Consider the following 14,242-nt stretch of genomic DNA (forward strand, 5'->3'; position numbering starts at 1 on the left):
GTAAACCGTCCGCTGCGGACCACCAACCCCGGGCATTTTCTTTGCCCGGTTATCGGGAGGATTCCACGCTCGGATGAGGCATCGCAGAAACGGTCGCCGCCTGCTCACGCGTCGCCCAGCCGGTCGTTACCGGAACCGCCGTGACCGGCCAGTCGCTACCCGTCAGTTTCGGGCGGATCAGTCCTCGAAGATGTCGCCGAAGCCGAGGAAACGCCAGCCCGCGGGATCGGGCTGGTAGATGCCGACAAACTCGTTATTCATCCCGCGCGACCACCACACCAGCCCCACGCGTCCGCGGTAGTGAATCACCTGGGCGAGGTCGGCATCGAGCTCATCTCGGTTCTCGATCAGGGCATCCAGTCCGTCCAGGAATTCCCGCACCTCGGGCAGCACAAACCGGCTGAGCTCCTCAAGCCCGGGCGCATAGGCCTGAATCGTCAGCTCGTGCTCCTCCCCGGGAAAGAGTACGCAGTTGTACTCGGTGAGTTCCCCATCCCCCTCACCGGTGTCCAGGAACATTCGACGGCGCAGCTCTCCGGTCCAATCCATGGACCCAGCCTATTGCGCGGCCACCCGCCACAGGTGCATCTGCGCATACGAGCGCCAAGGCGACCAGGCCCGCGCGTGCTCGGCCAGTTCGCGGTGCGCGGCGGCGGCCGGTGTTTCGGGGGCGATCAGGCCGATCCGGCGGGCCCCGGCCAGCAGTGCCACGTCTCGTTCCAGCCAGGCGTCGGGATCACCGAGCACCCGCATCGCGATATAGCCTGCCGTCCACGGGCCGATTCCCGGCCGGGCAACCAGCGCCGCCCGAAGCGCCCCCCGCTCGACTCCCGCATGCACGCCGAGGGTTCCCTCGGCCAGGGCCGCGGCCGTGTCCCTGACCGTCGCCACCTGGCGCGCGGGCAGCCTCAACACGCGTCCGGGGTCGGGGGTGGCACCGGGGACCGGCTCGGGGATCCCCTCGGCCAGCGCGCGCATCGTGGGAAACAGACGGGACAGGCCCGCGAACCGGGAGGAATAGCTCTCACCAAGCTGCGTGGCGATCCGCCCCAGGTGGGTACCGGCGGCCGCGACCGAAATCTGCTGGCCGATCAGCGCCCGAATCACAAGTTCATGGGCGTCCACGGCGCCGGGCACGCGGATCCCCGGTGCCTCGGTGACCAGCGCGGCCAGGTTTCGATTCGCCGAGAGCGCGGCATCCACCGCCTGCGGGTCGGCGTCCAGATCCAGGAGCCTTCGCAGCCGGGACAGCACGGTACCCAGGTCCGCCAGATCGGAGAGTTCAAGTTCCGCCCGCAGCGCCCAACCACGTATTCCTCGTTCGGCATGTATCTGGGCGGCCGCGGGTCCGCCGGGCAGGCGCAGCGTGCGCGCGTAGCGCAGTCGGTCGGGATCGCCCAGGTCCACGGCCTCGACACCCTCGATCACCCGGGCCGCCAGGAAGGCGAAGACCCCCGGCGCATCGTAGGGGGCGCGCACCGGCAGTTCGAGGGTGATGCGCACAGCGTCGCCGGTGCCCGGGATGTCGGCGGGCGCGACGCGGGCATCCGATTCCGATGCCTCCCGCCGAGCCGCGCCCGACCCCCGGGTGTCCGGTTGGCCGACACCAGTTCCGCGGACGGCGGGTCGCCCACGCCCCCGCAGCGAGCCCGGCGTCTGGTCAAAAACCTCAAGCATCGTGTTGTTGAACTGGCGGATCGACCCAAATCCGGCGGCGAATGCCACCTGAGCGCTCGGGAGGTCCGTGCCCACCAGCAGCGCCCGCGCCGTCTGCGCTCGTCGGGCACGCGCCAGGGCGAGCGGACCCGCGCCCAGCTGCTCGGTGAGGATCCGGACCAGGTGCCGCGGCGTAAATCCGAGGGCCGCGGCCAGGCCATCCACGCCGTCGCGATCCACGACCCCGTCGGCGATCAATCGCATCGCCCGACCCGCCACATCCCCGCGCAGATCCCACTCGGGTGTTCCCGGCACCGCCTCGGGCACGCAGCGCTTACACGCCCGGAATCCGGCGATCTGGGCGGCCGCGGACGACCGATAAAAGCTCACGTTTTTGGCGGCGGGGGTGCGGGCCGGACACGACGGGCGGCAATAGATTCCGGTGGAGGAGACGGCGGTATAGAACTGTCCGTCAAACCGGGTATCCCGCGCATCGATGGCCCGATAGCGCGCGGCGAATCCGGGATCACCGGGGCGGCACACAGCCCCGCCCTCCTCCGCCACAATCTCCTCGCCCATGTTCGAACCCTACCCCCGGGCGACCAGGCGGTTGAGCTCGGCGTAGTCCATCTGCTCGGTCGGCCCGGCGGCCGCGGCGAGGAAGCGTTCGGCATTGTGGCGCAGCGCCGCATACGCGGCCTGGGCAAAGGCGGAGCCCGAGCTCAGCCGCGCCACCCCGAGCGCCCTGAGCTCCTCGATCCCGGGGGTGCCCGCGCCCAGCATGATGTTGACCGGGCCGGCGATCCCCCGCGTCAGCGCGCCAATGGTTTCGGCATCACGCGCGCCGGGCACAAAAATCCCGTCGGCACCGGCGGCGAGATAGAGCTCGGCGCGGCGCAGGGTCTCCTCGATGAGTGCCGAGGAATCCCCGGAACCTCCGAGAAAGACGTCGGTACGCGCGTTAATAAAGAGCTCGGTCGACGCCTCCCGGGCGGCCCGGATCCGAGCGACCGTGTCCTCGGGGGTGCGCGGGCCATCCTCGATGTTGATGCCCGCGGCGCCGATCGCACAGACCCGACGTACGGTATCGGTCACACCCGCCGGAGACTCCGCGTAGCCACCCTCGATGTCCGCGGTGACCGGAACCCCGACCGCCGCGATGATCGATTCCAGCGTGACCAGCATGCGATCACGATTCAGCACGCCCCCATCGGCCGCCCCCTGAGCCCAGGCGATCCCCGCGCTTGTGGTGGCAATCGCGGGGGCACCGGCCTCCTCGAGGATGCGAGCCCCGGCCACATCCCAGGCGTTGGGCAGCAGGAGCGGGGTGGATGCGACGTGCAGGGATCTGAAGGTTTCGGTCCGGTTCATGGCTCCAGTCAAGCAGGTTTCATTCGCTAGGGCTGGCCAGAATCGGACTCGACCATTCCCGGATTTCTCGGCGTCAGATCCCGGCCAAAGCAGACCGATTCGGGGGCACCCGCGTACACGCCAAATCCGGGGATCGGCTGATATCCCTCGCGGGTGTAGAACCCGATCGCGTCGGGCTGACGCTCGCCGGTTTCCAGCACCATGCGGTGTGCGCCGAGCGCCCGGGCCGCCTCCTCCAGCCGGTACAGCACCGCCCTGGACAGGCCGGTGCCGCGGGCGGCCGGGGTGACATACATCCGCTTGACCTCGATGTGTCCGGGGCCGCATACCTCCTCGGGGACAAACCGCAGCCCGCCACAGGCGATCGCGGTTCCCGATTCATCGCGAGCCACCAGGAAGACCGGCACCTCATCGGCGGTGGGGGCGTGTCCGGGTTCGTGATCGTCGCTCCCATAGCGCGCGTCGAGTTCCGCACGCTGCGCGAGGCGCAGTGCGGCCCCCTCGGGATCGTCCCAGGGAATGCTTTCGATCTGCCAGTTCATGCCAAAATCCTTTCGTAACAGATGTTACCGTAACACATGTTACGCTGAGATCATGCCTCGAATTCGAGACCCCCATGCCCAGCGTCAACTGCTCTCCGAAGCCGTATGGGCGACCCTTGCCGAACACGGGCCGGGCGGCCTCACGCTTCGCGCGGTTGCCGAGCGGGCTGGGTGCACCACCGGCCTGGTTCTGCATACGTTCACCGATAAGCGGGCGCTCCTGCTGGACGCTCGTGATCGACTGCACGAACGCACCCGGCTGCGCGCCGAACGCCTCGAAGCCGAGGCCGCCGATCCGAAAGACGCGCTTCGTTCGGTCGCCTTGGGCACCCTCGCCGCCGACCCCGACGGACTGGCAAACGCCCGTGTGTGGGTGGGATTTCTCGCCTCGGCCTTTGGCGACGAGGTGCTCGCCGAACGCCACGCACTCCACAGCGGCTCGTTCCGGATCCGGCTGACCCGGCTCATCCAGGCGGCACTTCCCGGGATCGACGATGCCGAGGCCGAAGCCCGCGCGGCACTGCTCGCCGCGACCACCGAGGGGGTGTGCGTGCTGGCCGCCGGAAACCCCGAGGTCTGGACGGCCCAGCTTCAGCACCTGGCGGTCATCCGCGCGCTGGACGCCGCGCTGGAACCCATCCGGTAGGCGACGGGCGGCAGATCCGCCACCCGCCGCCGCGCCTCCCGCTACTCGGACCAGGGGCTCTGCCGGATCACCTCGACAAAGTCGCCCCGCTCAAACCCGGGCAGATAGTGGGCCAGGACATCGGCATTAACGTTGCCAAAGGTCGAGTCGGGTCGGTGCACATTGCCCGCGGTAAAGGCCGCCAGGATTCGGTTCTTAAAGTCCGGACGCGGGTGCGCCTCGGCCACCGCGGTCCGCTGCTCCGCGGTGATCTCGTGGTACCAGATGCCCAGCACATCCGTCTCCACCCCGGCGGTGACCAGCGCCACCTCGGGCTCCATTAACTCGGGCACCCCCGGGGTGGTGTGCAGCGCGATGCCGGTCCACACCTTCTGGGCATCCGCCGCGCTCACGCCGCGGGCGGTCAGGAACGCCCGGGCCGCGTTGGCCGAGTCCACCTCGAAGCGCAGCTGCGAGGTATGGAAGGTGTCGGTCAGCCCGAGGTCGTGGAACATGGCGCCGGCGTAGAGCAGTTCGGGGTCCACGCTCAGCCCGCGGCGCTGCCCCATCAGGGAACCAAACAGGAACACGCGGCGGGAGTGATGGAAGAGCAGCTCGCTCTCGTGCTCGCGCACATACTCGGTGATATCGCGGACTAGGGCGGTGTCGGGGATCGTGATTCCGGCGATCGTTTCGGTCATGGTGTTCTCCTTGAATGTCCGGCCCGCCGAACCGCTCGGGAGCCTGCTTCCAGGCTCCCGCGGACGCGGCCAATCACACTGTGTCCGAATTGACAGATATCCCTCAGATATGGACATACTGAAGGATGCCCAGCCACTCGATCGCCTTCCTGCTGTTTCCCGGTGTCAAACAGCTGGATATTGTCGGCCCAGCCGAGGTTTTTGCCGAGGCGAATCGGCTCGGTGCCCGCTACGAGCTGCTGTATGTCTCGGCGGATGGCGCCCCGGTCCCCACCTCGATCGGTGCGCCGTTCCCCGCGACCACCCGTGCCCGGGACCTCACCCGCGCGGGCACACTGATCATCCCCGGCGGCGACGCCCTCCCCACGGCCGCGATTCCCCCGGATATCTTGGCGGCCACCGCGCGACTGGTCGACATCTCGGCCCGCGTCGCTTCGGTCTGCACCGGAGCCTTCCTGCTGGCAACCACCGGTGCGCTGAGCGGACGCCGAGCCACAACCCACTGGGCCCATGCGGGCCTTCTTGCCCGGCTGTATCCGTCCATCACGGTCACGCCGGACTCCATTTTTGTTCGCGACGGTCGCTTTCACACCTCTGCCGGGGTCTCCTCGGGCATCGACCTGGCGCTGTCGCTGATCGAGACCGATCATGGTCCCGAGCTGGCCCGCGAGGTCGCCCGCCAGCTGGTGGTGTACCTGCGGCGACCGGGTGGGCAATCGCAGTTCTCGACCCTGAACGAGGTGTCCCGCGGGAGCCACGATGCGGTGCGGCGGGTGATCGAGACCATCATCGAGACCCCCGCCGCCGCCCATACGATCACCGACCTCGCCGGCGCGGCCGGGCTCAGCACCCGCCACCTCTCACGCCTCTTCCAGGCCGAGCTGGGCATGACCCCGGCCCGGTTTATCGAGGGGGTGCGGCTGGACACGGCCAAGGCTCTGCTCCTGCGTGGTGAGTCGGTGAGTGTCACCAGCCGTCGTGCTGGATTCCAGAGCGCCGAGACCATGCGTCGCCTGTTTGTCACCCGCCTCGGCATGCCGCCCAGCGTGTTTCAGCAGCGCTTTCGCACCAGCGATCGGGCCGACTAGAAGTCCCAGTCCCCATCCTCGGTGTTCACCGCCTTTCCGATCACATAGGAGGATCCCGACCCGCTAAAGAAGTCGTGATTCTCGTCGGAGTTTGGCGAGAGCGCCGAGAGAATGGCAGGGTTCACGTCGATCTGGTCGCGTGGGAACATCGCCTCGTAGCCGAGATTCATCAGGGCCTTATTGGCGTTGTACCGCAGAAACCGGATCACATCGTCGCCGAGCCCCACGGGATCGTAGAGTTCACGGGTGTAGATCAGCTCGTTTTCGTACAGATCATGAAGCAGCGCGAACGTGTACTCCCGCAGGTCCGCACGGGTGGCGTCGTCCACGAGTTCCAGCCCCTTTTGAAACTTATATCCGATGTAGTAGCCGTGCACAGCCTCATCCCGGATGATCAGGCGAATCATGTCCGCGGTGTTGGTGAGCATCGCCCGGCTCGACCAGTACATCGGCAGGTAGAAACCCGAGTAAAACAGGAACGACTCCAGCAGGGTCGAGGCGATCTTCCGCTTCAGGGGGTCATCGTCGAGGTAGTCATGTAGCACGATGTCGGCCTTTTTCTGCAGCGCCACGTTCTCGGCCGACCAACGAAATGCCCGGTCGATCTCCCGGCTTGAGCACAGCGTGGAGAAGATCGAAGAGTAGCTCTTGGCATGCACCGATTCCATGAAGGCGATGTTTGTATACACGGCCTCCTCCTGCTGAGTCAGGGCGTCGGGGATCAGCGAGACGGCCCCCACCGTGCCCTGCAGAGTATCGAGCAGGGCGAGGCCGGTGAAGACCCGCATGGTCAGGGTTTGCTAGTGGGAGCTCAGCGTTTTCCAGGCCGCGATGTCGTTAGAGATCGGGACCTTTTCGGGAAGCCAGAAGTTGCCGGTCAGACGGTTCCAGACCTCGACGTCCTTCTCGTCCTCGATGAGGTTCCAGTTCACCGGGGTGATGATGCGACGGGGCGGCTGATGCGGGATGGCCATGATGGTCCTTTCGTGAAACACGGTGGTGCCATCTCAGCCTCGCTGACCCTCCCCTACCCCGGTGAGGGGCGAATCGGACGTGGGTCCCTCAGCTTCGGCCCTCTCGGGAGTTCTCCGCCGGAACACTCCAGTTGGCCAAAAGCTGCATGGCCTGTGCCGTGGGCGAATCCGGTTCGACCGTATAGACCAGCATCAGCAGATCGGAGGCCCCGGTCACCTCGAAGGACTCGTACCCAAACTCCACGTCTCCCACCAGGGCGTGGTGGTAGCGCTTACTCCCGGACCGGTAGCGCAGCACGTCGTGGGAGGCCCAGAGGTCCGCAAATTCGACGCTCCGAGTCGAGAGTTCCCCCACCAGCGCCTGGAGTCCCGGGTCTTCGGGGGCGCGGCCCACGGCCTGGCGCAGGAGGGCCACGTTATTACGCTTCATCCGGTCCAGATCGCGATAGAACGCGGGGGCGCGGGGGTTCAGGAACACAAAGCGCGCGTAGTTAAAGGGCACACCGGGTTCGTCGCTCGGGTCCCCGTAGAGGGCTCGGCCGATCGCATTGGCGGCCACGTGATCCCCACGCAGATTCTGCACAAACGCGGGGACGGCGATCGCATCCAACACCAGCTGAAGATTCAGGGACACCCGGGTGGTGGGGATGGCGCGACGGGCGGAGCGCGCGCCGGGACCCACCGGCCTGGTTGCCTGCACCAGGTCAAACAGGTGTTCGCGCTCGGCCTCGTCCAGGCGCAGCGCATCGGCGATCGCGTCCAGCACCTCGGGGGAAACCCCGGACGTATGTCCACGCTCGATCCGCGCGTAGTAGTCGACGCTCACCCCGGCCAGGAACGCGACCTCCTCGCGCCGCAGCCCCGGCACCCGGCGCACACCGCCGAAGGTCGGTACGCCGGTCTCCTCGGGGGTGATTCGGGCACGCCGCGAGGCGAGAAACGTCTTAATCTCGGCTCGTCGATTGTCCATGAGGCCCATCCTAGGTTGCAAACCGTCGAGTGTGGGGTGCCCTGCCAGACCCTGGGTGGGCCAGACCACTGTTCGAGCGGGCGTTCCGCCCCCTGGGGAAAGGGAGTTTTCTAGAAACATGATCTTCGCGTCGAGCCGTGTTCAACCCGGCTCCGCGATCCCCTTGTCTCAACAGGAAGCGTAAAAATGTCACATCAGAGTCCCCCGGGCACCACCGCCACCCGCCACGCCTCTTCCGGCCGGATGCCGGCCGTCGTCCCGATTCTGATGGTGGGTGCCTTCCTCATGTGCACCACCGAGAACATCGTGGCCGGCCTGCTCACGCAGATCGCCGGCGACCTCCGCGTCACCGAGGCTCGCGCCGGGTTGCTGATCACCATCTTCGCGATCGGCATGGTCATCGGAGCACCGGTCATGGCCGTGGCCACCCGAAAACTACATCCGCGCGTAACCCTGGTGGGCGCACTGGTGATCTTCGCGCTGGGCCATGCGTTCACCGCGCTGAGCAGTAGCTTCGAGATGAGCCTGGTTGCCCGGTTCATCTCGGCGGTGGCGACCGGCGCATTCTGGGCCGTCGCCGCGGTGGTTGCCACCTCGGCCGCCGGCCCCGCACTGGCCTCCCGCGCCCTCGGGCTGATGATGAGCGGCGTGGGGCTCGCCACCGTGGCCGGTGTCCCGCTGGGCGCCTTCGTTGGCCAGCTGGTGGGATGGCGCGGCACCTTCTGGCTGCTCACCATCCTCACCGCGATCGCCGCGGTGATCATCTCCCGCATCACCCTCACCCACAACACCGGCGACCAAACCTCCATCGGTGCCGAGTTGCGCGCATTCGGCCAGATTCGCATCTGGCTGGTCCTCTTGGCCACCGCGGTGGTCAGCGGCGGCGTCATGGCCGCGTTCAGCTACATTCAGCCGCTGCTGGTGAACCGCACCGGCCTGCCCGGCTGGAGCGTCCCGATCGTGCTGGTGGTTTATGGCGTCGGCTGCCTGCTGGGGACCAACCTGGCCGGGCGCCTGGGAGACCGGCACGCGATCGCGACCTACCTCGGGGCCACGCTGATCGGCGCGATCGCCCTGGCCCTGCTGGTGCCGCTCTCGATCAACCCGGTCTGGAGCTTTGTCCTGTTCTTCGTGGTGGGTGCCGCGGGTATGTGTGTGCCACCCCTGGCCACCGGGCTCTCGATCCGACTCGCCCCCACCGCGCCCACCCTCGCCGCCGCGTCCGCGGTTGCCGCCTACAACGGTGGCGTCGCGCTGGGATCCTGGGTGGCCGGGCTGGCCCTGGAGTCCTCGCTCGGTATCACCGGACCCTCAGCTATCGGGGCCATGATGGTCGGCGTGGGCCTGGTTCCCCTGATCATTCTCGCCCTCCTCCGCCTCCCGTCCCCCACCACTCATAAGGAGCATTCATGACCACCCTCAACAACCCCTTTGCCCGACTTCCCGAGGTCCCCTCCTTCACCCTGACCAGCACCACCGTCGCCGACGGCGAGGCGTTTGGTCCCGCCCAGTACTCGGGGCTGTTCGGAGTTCCCGGCGGCGAGGACCGCTCCCCGCAGCTCTCCTGGAGCGGTGCCCCCGAGGGCACCCTGAGCTACGCCGTCACCGTTTTTGACCCGGACGCCCCCACCGGTTCGGGCTTCTGGCACTGGGCGGTAGCGAACATTCCCGCCTCGGTCACCGAGCTGGCCGAGGGCGCCGGAGTTGAGACCGGATCGGGCCTCCCGGACGGGTCGTTCCAGCTGCGCGGCGACAGCGGCGCGGCACTCTTCCTCGGCTCGGCCCCGCCCGCGGGCCACGGCGAACACCGCTACTTCATCACCGTGCACGCCCTCGATGTGGCCGATCTGGGCGTGGGCCCCGATGCGACTCCAGCCTTCCTCGGGTTCAACATTTCGGGACACATTCTTGCCCGGGCCACCCTCGTGGCCACCGCGATCAACAACAACTAACACTCCGGATCGAGGGGTGGGGGCCAACACGGTCCCCACCCTTTTGTTTCCCCGAAAGGCACATAATGACCCAGATTTCCTTCATCGGACTCGGCGCGATGGGACGCCCGATGGCCGGGCACCTGCTCACCGCCGGGCATACCCTGACCGTCTGGAACCGCACCGCCTCCCGCGCCGCCGACCTGGTTTCCGCCGGAGCCCACCTGGCACACACCCCCGCGGAGGCGTTCCGCGCACCGGTGATTTTCTCGATGCTCGCCGATGATGCTGCCGTCCGCGAGACCCTCCTCAACGCGGATGTTCTGTCCCAGGCGCCCGCGGGTGCCATCCACATCAACCTGTCCACCGTGAGCGTGGAGTTGGCTCGAGAAGCCACCCGCCTGCACGCGGAGCACGGCCTGACCTACCTCGCCGCACCGGTGTTTGGCCGGGTTCCGGTGGCCGAGGCTGGGGCACTCAACGTTCTGGCTGCGGGCCCCACGTTCGCCATTGACGCGGTTGAGCCCCTGCTTTCCACCTTTGGAACACGGACGTGGCGGCTCGGGGAGACCCCCGAGCAGGCGAACCTGGTGAAGGTCCTCGGGAACTATCTGATCGCCTCGGCCATCCAATCACTCGGAGAGGTGATGAGCGTGGGCGAGGGCGCGGGCGTTGAGGGTGCCGACCTGGTGGAGCTGCTGTCCTCGACTATTTTCCCCGGCCCGGTTTACTCGGCCTATGGCGCGCTGATGGCCGCGCGCACCTACCAGCCCGCGGGTCTCTCAACCGAGCTCGGGCGAAAGGATCTGCGCCTGGCGCTTTCCGCGGCGAGCGCGCAGGGGCAGCAGCTTCCGCTCGGTACGGTGCTGGAGTCGGTGTTTGATCAGGCGATCGATGCCGGTTACGCCGGGGACGACTGGGCATCGGTGGCCGAGCTGCGGCCACGCCCGCAGGTGGGGCCGACCGGCGACGACCGCAATCGGTAGTAGGCAGCGGTAGGCGAGGGCAAGCGGCCGGCGGCGCCCGGCAGCGGTAGGTGGCCGGCGGCCGGCGGCACTAAGAGTTGGGGATCGGGAGGCGCGACACCGAGGGGCGCGACGAGCGTGCTCACCGACCTCCGCGGCTAGGAGGCCAGCGGCTGCACCCGGGCCGCGTCTTCCGCGCACTCGATCGGGCTCATCTCGGCCCAGACGGCATCGAGGGAGAGTCCCAGGACCCCGGCAATCACCGCGATGGTGGAAAAGGCGGGGGTGGCCACCCGGCCGGATTCGATCTTGCGCAGCGTTTCGGGTGAGATCCCCGCATCCATCGCAACCATGAGCATCGATCGCTCGCCGCGGGCACGCCGCAGGAGTGCACCGAGGCGTTCCCCGCGGGCGACCTCTTCCGGGGTGAGGGGCAGTCTAACCATGCCCCAATCCTATACCGGTATAGTTTGACCGGTATAGTTATTGGAATTTGGCGAGAGGCCCCCATGATCGAAATCCTGACCCTTGACGAGCTGGACCGCGCCCGCAAGACCGGCGCTCTGGTGGGCACCATCCTGCACACCCTGAAGAACCGCACCCGCGTCGGCACCAATCTGCTGGAGATTGATCGCTGGGCACGCGCGATGATCCTCGACGCCGGGGCCGTCTCCTGCTACGTGGACTACGCCCCCTCGTTTGGCCGCGGTCCATTTGGGCACTACATCTGCACCGCCGTCAACGATGCCGTCCTCCACGGCCTCCCCCACGACTATGTACTCGCCGATGGCGACCTGCTCACCCTGGACCTGGCGGTCACCCTCGACGGCATCTCGGCCGACGCGGCGATCAGCTTTATCGTGGGCGAGACCCGCCCGCCGGCGAGCGTCGCGCTGATCGAGGCCACCGAGCGCGCGCTGGCCGCTGGGATCGCCGCCGCGGGGCCCGGAAAACGCACGGGCGATATCTCCCACGCGATCGGGGGCGTGCTGGCGGATGCCGGTTATCCGATCAACCTGGAATTCGGCGGCCACGGCATCGGATCCACCATGCATCAGGATCCGCACATCTCCAACGACGGCCGCCCCGGCCGCGGATTCACCCTGCGTCCGGGCCTCCTCCTGGCGATCGAGCCCTGGGTCATGGAGGACACCGACCGCCTGATCACCGACCCCGACGGCTGGACCCTGCGCAGCGCCACGGGCGCGCGCACCGCCCACACCGAGCACACGGTGGCGATCACCGAGAACGGCGTGGAAATCCTCACCCTGCCGCCCACAAACTAGTCATCCCTCGGGCCCCGAAAAAACTTTTAAAAAAGTTTGAGGGCCGATGTCACATATCCCCCACTTCCGGAAACAACCTAGATGAGGCACTTCGCCTCGCACTGCACGCGAGAACCGCCGTGCCTATCCGGGGGGGAGGGCCGTCTGATGAATGTGAGACGACTTTTGGGCACGGCGGGCGTCATCTTTGCCCTGTTCGGGGCGTGTCTGGGACGACTCGACTCGCACCTGTTCCACGGCAGCGGTCCCCCGCGTCACCACTAACCGGCCCTCGTTCACCCACCCCGCAGAATCCATGCTCACACATCCGGCAGCACCCGAATGCTACAGTTCGGTGTTCCCGTGTGGGCGGGGGCGGGCGGGATCTCCGTCTCATTTTGGTGGAAATCCCGAGGTTGGTGAGGTGACGTGGTGAGCGAGTTTTCGGAGTTCTTCCGCGCCAACCACTCGCTGGTGGTGGGTGTGGCCGAGCGCCGATTGAGCTCCCGTCAGGATGGGGAGGAGATCGCCACCGAGGCGTTCCGTATCGCCTGGGAACGACACCGGGCCGGGGAACCGCTCAGCGTTCCGTGGCTCTACGGGGTGGTCCGCAACCTGATCGGCAACGAGTACCGTCGCCGCGACCGTCAGGAAAACCTGCACACCCACCTCGGGGAGGAGCTCTCCTCTCACCCCGACTCGCTTGATGAAACCCACGCCGATGTGCGTGACGCCCTGCAACGCCTCCCTCATATTCACCGCGATGTCCTGATGATGACCTACTGGGAGGATCTCACCACGCGGGAGATTGCCGAGATTCTGGGCACCACCCCGCTGGCGATACGCACCCGGCTGGTGCGCGCACGCAGACTCCTGCGTTCAGCCCTCGCCGACATTGACCAGCACACCAGCACGGAGGTTTCAACTCATGAATGATCTCCTGGGCGATGTCCTCCGGGCTGCCGATCCGGGCACCGTGCGTCGAGACTCCCCGCTCTCCGAGCGGGCCCTGCGCGAGCTTGCCGCCTTTGAGGCGGCCGAACACGAGCTCACCACCAACCAGACGTCCGAACGCGAGCTCACCACCAATCAGGCAGCCGAACACGAGCTCGCCACCAACCCGACGTCCGAACACGAGCTCGCCACCAACGAGGCCGCCAAACACGACCTTGCCGCCACCGAGGCGGCCGAGCGTGCCGGTACGTCCACCCCCGCCGAGGCACACCACGTGCGCGCGGGCACCCGTCGCCCATCGTCGGCGGAACGAAGCGGAAGCGGTGTGGGGGCCCGAGGCAGTCGACGCCCGGCCGGACGTCCCGCACGCCTTCGCCCGCGCGGGCGGCTGGGTCTGGCCGCCGGCGCGATTGCGGCGTTCGCCGCGGTGGCGATTTTTGTTGTGGCGCTGATCAATCCGGGGCCTGCTCTGGCCGCGACCCCGCCCCTGCTTGAGCTCACCAGGGTGTCGGGTACGGCACCCGAACTGTTGACGGAGATGGCCCAGATGCAACGCACCCAGCCTCCCGCGGGCGACACCATTCGCGCGCAGATGTGGGCGCTCAACACCTCCATCGCCGAGGACGGTTCAATCGAGTCCTCGGTCACCGAACCCCAGCGCAGCGAGACGGTTTTTGCCGCGGACGGCTCGGTCCACCTGGTCCTCACCGCGGCGCCGCCCTTCCCGGGGCAGGAATCCGCCGGACTGCCCAAGCCGGGCACCGTGCTGGTGGATGAGAAATTCCCCTCGGGGCAGTGGGAGTTCCCGGCGGAGGCGGGCCCGCCAACGAGCGTGGACGAGGTGGGCGCCTATCTGGCTGCCCTCACCGATGACCCACACCTGAGCGACGGGCAAACCCTCCGCGAGGTCGCCGGCATCCTCTCCAACTTCCCGATCACGCGCGCCCAGGAGGCGGCGCTGCTTGGGTACCTGGCGACCCTGGACAACATTACGGTGGCGGGCCAGACCACCGACCGGCTGGGCCGCACGGGCATCGTCTTCCAGGCGCGAGATCGCTCACCCGACTTCGAGGATCGGCTCATCGTGTCCCCCAGACACGGGCAGATTCTGGCGGCGGAAACCCTCTATGTTGGAAGCTCAAGGACCGATATCGCCTCCCCGTCGGTGATCGACTACGTCGCCTGGGAGCGCTAGCGGAT

The 14,242-nt window shown here is 67.5% G+C and carries 15 protein-coding genes and 1 pseudogene; 8 read left to right on the plus strand and 8 right to left on the minus strand.

The features are described 5' to 3' along the window. Nucleotides 1–177: 177 nt before the first annotated feature. The 4 genes from C7C57_RS14505 to C7C57_RS14520 are packed head-to-tail and all read right to left on the minus strand — an operon-like array spanning nt 178 to nt 3,569. Nucleotides 178–549 (minus strand): hypothetical protein, encoded by a 372-nt coding sequence (locus tag C7C57_RS14505; RefSeq protein ID WP_187976954.1) that lies wholly within the window; start codon nt 547–549, stop codon nt 178–180. 9 nt (nt 550–558) lie between these two features. After that, entirely contained in the window at nt 559–2,235 is a 1,677-nt protein-coding gene (locus C7C57_RS14510) for a DNA-3-methyladenine glycosylase 2 family protein (RefSeq protein ID WP_187976955.1), read from the minus strand. Between the two features lie 9 nt (nt 2,236–2,244). After that, nucleotides 2,245–3,027, minus strand: coding sequence for an isocitrate lyase/phosphoenolpyruvate mutase family protein (locus tag C7C57_RS14515; protein ID WP_187976956.1), 783 nt, complete (start codon nt 3,025–3,027; stop codon nt 2,245–2,247). Nucleotides 3,028–3,053: 26 nt separating this feature from the next. Further along, nucleotides 3,054–3,569, minus strand: coding sequence for a GNAT family N-acetyltransferase (locus tag C7C57_RS14520; RefSeq protein WP_187976957.1), 516 nt, complete (start codon nt 3,567–3,569; stop codon nt 3,054–3,056). A gap of 52 nt (nt 3,570–3,621) precedes the next feature. On the opposite strand from C7C57_RS14520, the gene C7C57_RS14525 reads away from it, so the two are divergent. Next, on the plus strand, nt 3,622–4,215 hold the full coding sequence (locus C7C57_RS14525) for a TetR/AcrR family transcriptional regulator (protein ID WP_187976958.1): 594 nt from the start codon (nt 3,622–3,624) through the stop codon (nt 4,213–4,215). Between the two features lie 41 nt (nt 4,216–4,256). Here C7C57_RS14525 and C7C57_RS14530 read toward each other — a convergent pair whose 3' ends face one another. Beyond that, nucleotides 4,257–4,895 carry an HD domain-containing protein gene (locus C7C57_RS14530; protein ID WP_187976959.1) on the minus strand — a complete coding sequence of 213 codons (639 nt, stop codon included), beginning with the start codon at nt 4,893–4,895 and terminating at the stop codon, nt 4,257–4,259. 125 nt (nt 4,896–5,020) lie between these two features. Here C7C57_RS14530 and C7C57_RS14535 point away from each other — a divergent pair, with 125 nt between their 5' ends. After that, nucleotides 5,021–5,983, plus strand: a complete 963-nt coding sequence (locus tag C7C57_RS14535) for a GlxA family transcriptional regulator (RefSeq protein ID WP_187976960.1) — start codon at nt 5,021–5,023, stop codon at nt 5,981–5,983. Here the strand turns inward: C7C57_RS14535 and nrdF are convergent. Together nrdF and C7C57_RS14545 are read right to left on the minus strand one after the other, a co-directional pair. Then, a pseudogene (gene nrdF, locus C7C57_RS14540) lies at nt 5,980–6,957 on the minus strand (class 1b ribonucleoside-diphosphate reductase subunit beta). The gene C7C57_RS14535 and the pseudogene nrdF overlap by 4 nt on opposite strands. 88 nt (nt 6,958–7,045) lie before the next feature. Beyond that, the gene (locus tag C7C57_RS14545; protein ID WP_187976961.1) at nt 7,046–7,927 is read right to left on the minus strand and encodes a helix-turn-helix domain-containing protein; all 882 of its coding nucleotides are present in this window, start codon (nt 7,925–7,927) and stop codon (nt 7,046–7,048) included. A gap of 186 nt (nt 7,928–8,113) precedes the next feature. On the opposite strand from C7C57_RS14545, the gene C7C57_RS14550 reads away from it, so the two are divergent. The 3 genes from C7C57_RS14550 (at nt 8,114) to C7C57_RS14560 (ending at nt 10,844) form a co-directional block, all read left to right on the plus strand. After that, nucleotides 8,114–9,340 (plus strand): MFS transporter, encoded by a 1,227-nt coding sequence (locus C7C57_RS14550; protein ID WP_187976962.1) that lies wholly within the window; start codon nt 8,114–8,116, stop codon nt 9,338–9,340. Further along, nucleotides 9,337–9,879 (plus strand): YbhB/YbcL family Raf kinase inhibitor-like protein, encoded by a 543-nt coding sequence (locus tag C7C57_RS14555; protein WP_187976963.1) that lies wholly within the window; start codon nt 9,337–9,339, stop codon nt 9,877–9,879. The genes C7C57_RS14550 and C7C57_RS14555 overlap by 4 nt, the downstream gene beginning before the upstream one ends. A 65-nt stretch (nt 9,880–9,944) precedes the next feature. Then, a complete protein-coding gene (locus C7C57_RS14560) occupies nt 9,945–10,844 on the plus strand; it encodes an NAD(P)-dependent oxidoreductase (protein ID WP_187976964.1) in 900 nt (299 codons plus the stop codon). Between the two features lie 137 nt (nt 10,845–10,981). Here the strand turns inward: C7C57_RS14560 and C7C57_RS14565 are convergent, their stop codons facing one another. Then, entirely contained in the window at nt 10,982–11,269 is a 288-nt protein-coding gene (locus C7C57_RS14565) for a helix-turn-helix domain-containing protein (RefSeq protein ID WP_187976965.1), read from the minus strand. 63 nt (nt 11,270–11,332) lie between these two features. Between C7C57_RS14565 and map the strand changes: the two genes are divergently transcribed. The 3 genes from map to C7C57_RS14580 all read left to right on the plus strand — a co-directional run bounded on the left by map (nt 11,333) and on the right by C7C57_RS14580 (nt 14,237). Then, entirely contained in the window at nt 11,333–12,109 is a 777-nt protein-coding gene (gene map, locus C7C57_RS14570) for a type I methionyl aminopeptidase (protein WP_187976966.1), read from the plus strand. 411 nt (nt 12,110–12,520) lie between these two features. After that, entirely contained in the window at nt 12,521–13,024 is a 504-nt protein-coding gene (locus C7C57_RS14575) for an RNA polymerase sigma factor (RefSeq protein ID WP_187976967.1), read from the plus strand. After that, the gene (locus C7C57_RS14580) at nt 13,017–14,237 is read left to right on the plus strand and encodes a hypothetical protein (protein ID WP_187976968.1); all 1,221 of its coding nucleotides are present in this window, start codon (nt 13,017–13,019) and stop codon (nt 14,235–14,237) included. Before C7C57_RS14575 ends, C7C57_RS14580 begins: the two co-directional genes overlap by 8 nt. Nucleotides 14,238–14,242: the final 5 nt, after the last annotated feature.

It is taken from the genome of Mycetocola sp. JXN-3, from assembly GCF_014522285.1.
GTDB lineage: Bacteria > Actinomycetota > Actinomycetes > Actinomycetales > Microbacteriaceae > Mycetocola > Mycetocola saprophilus.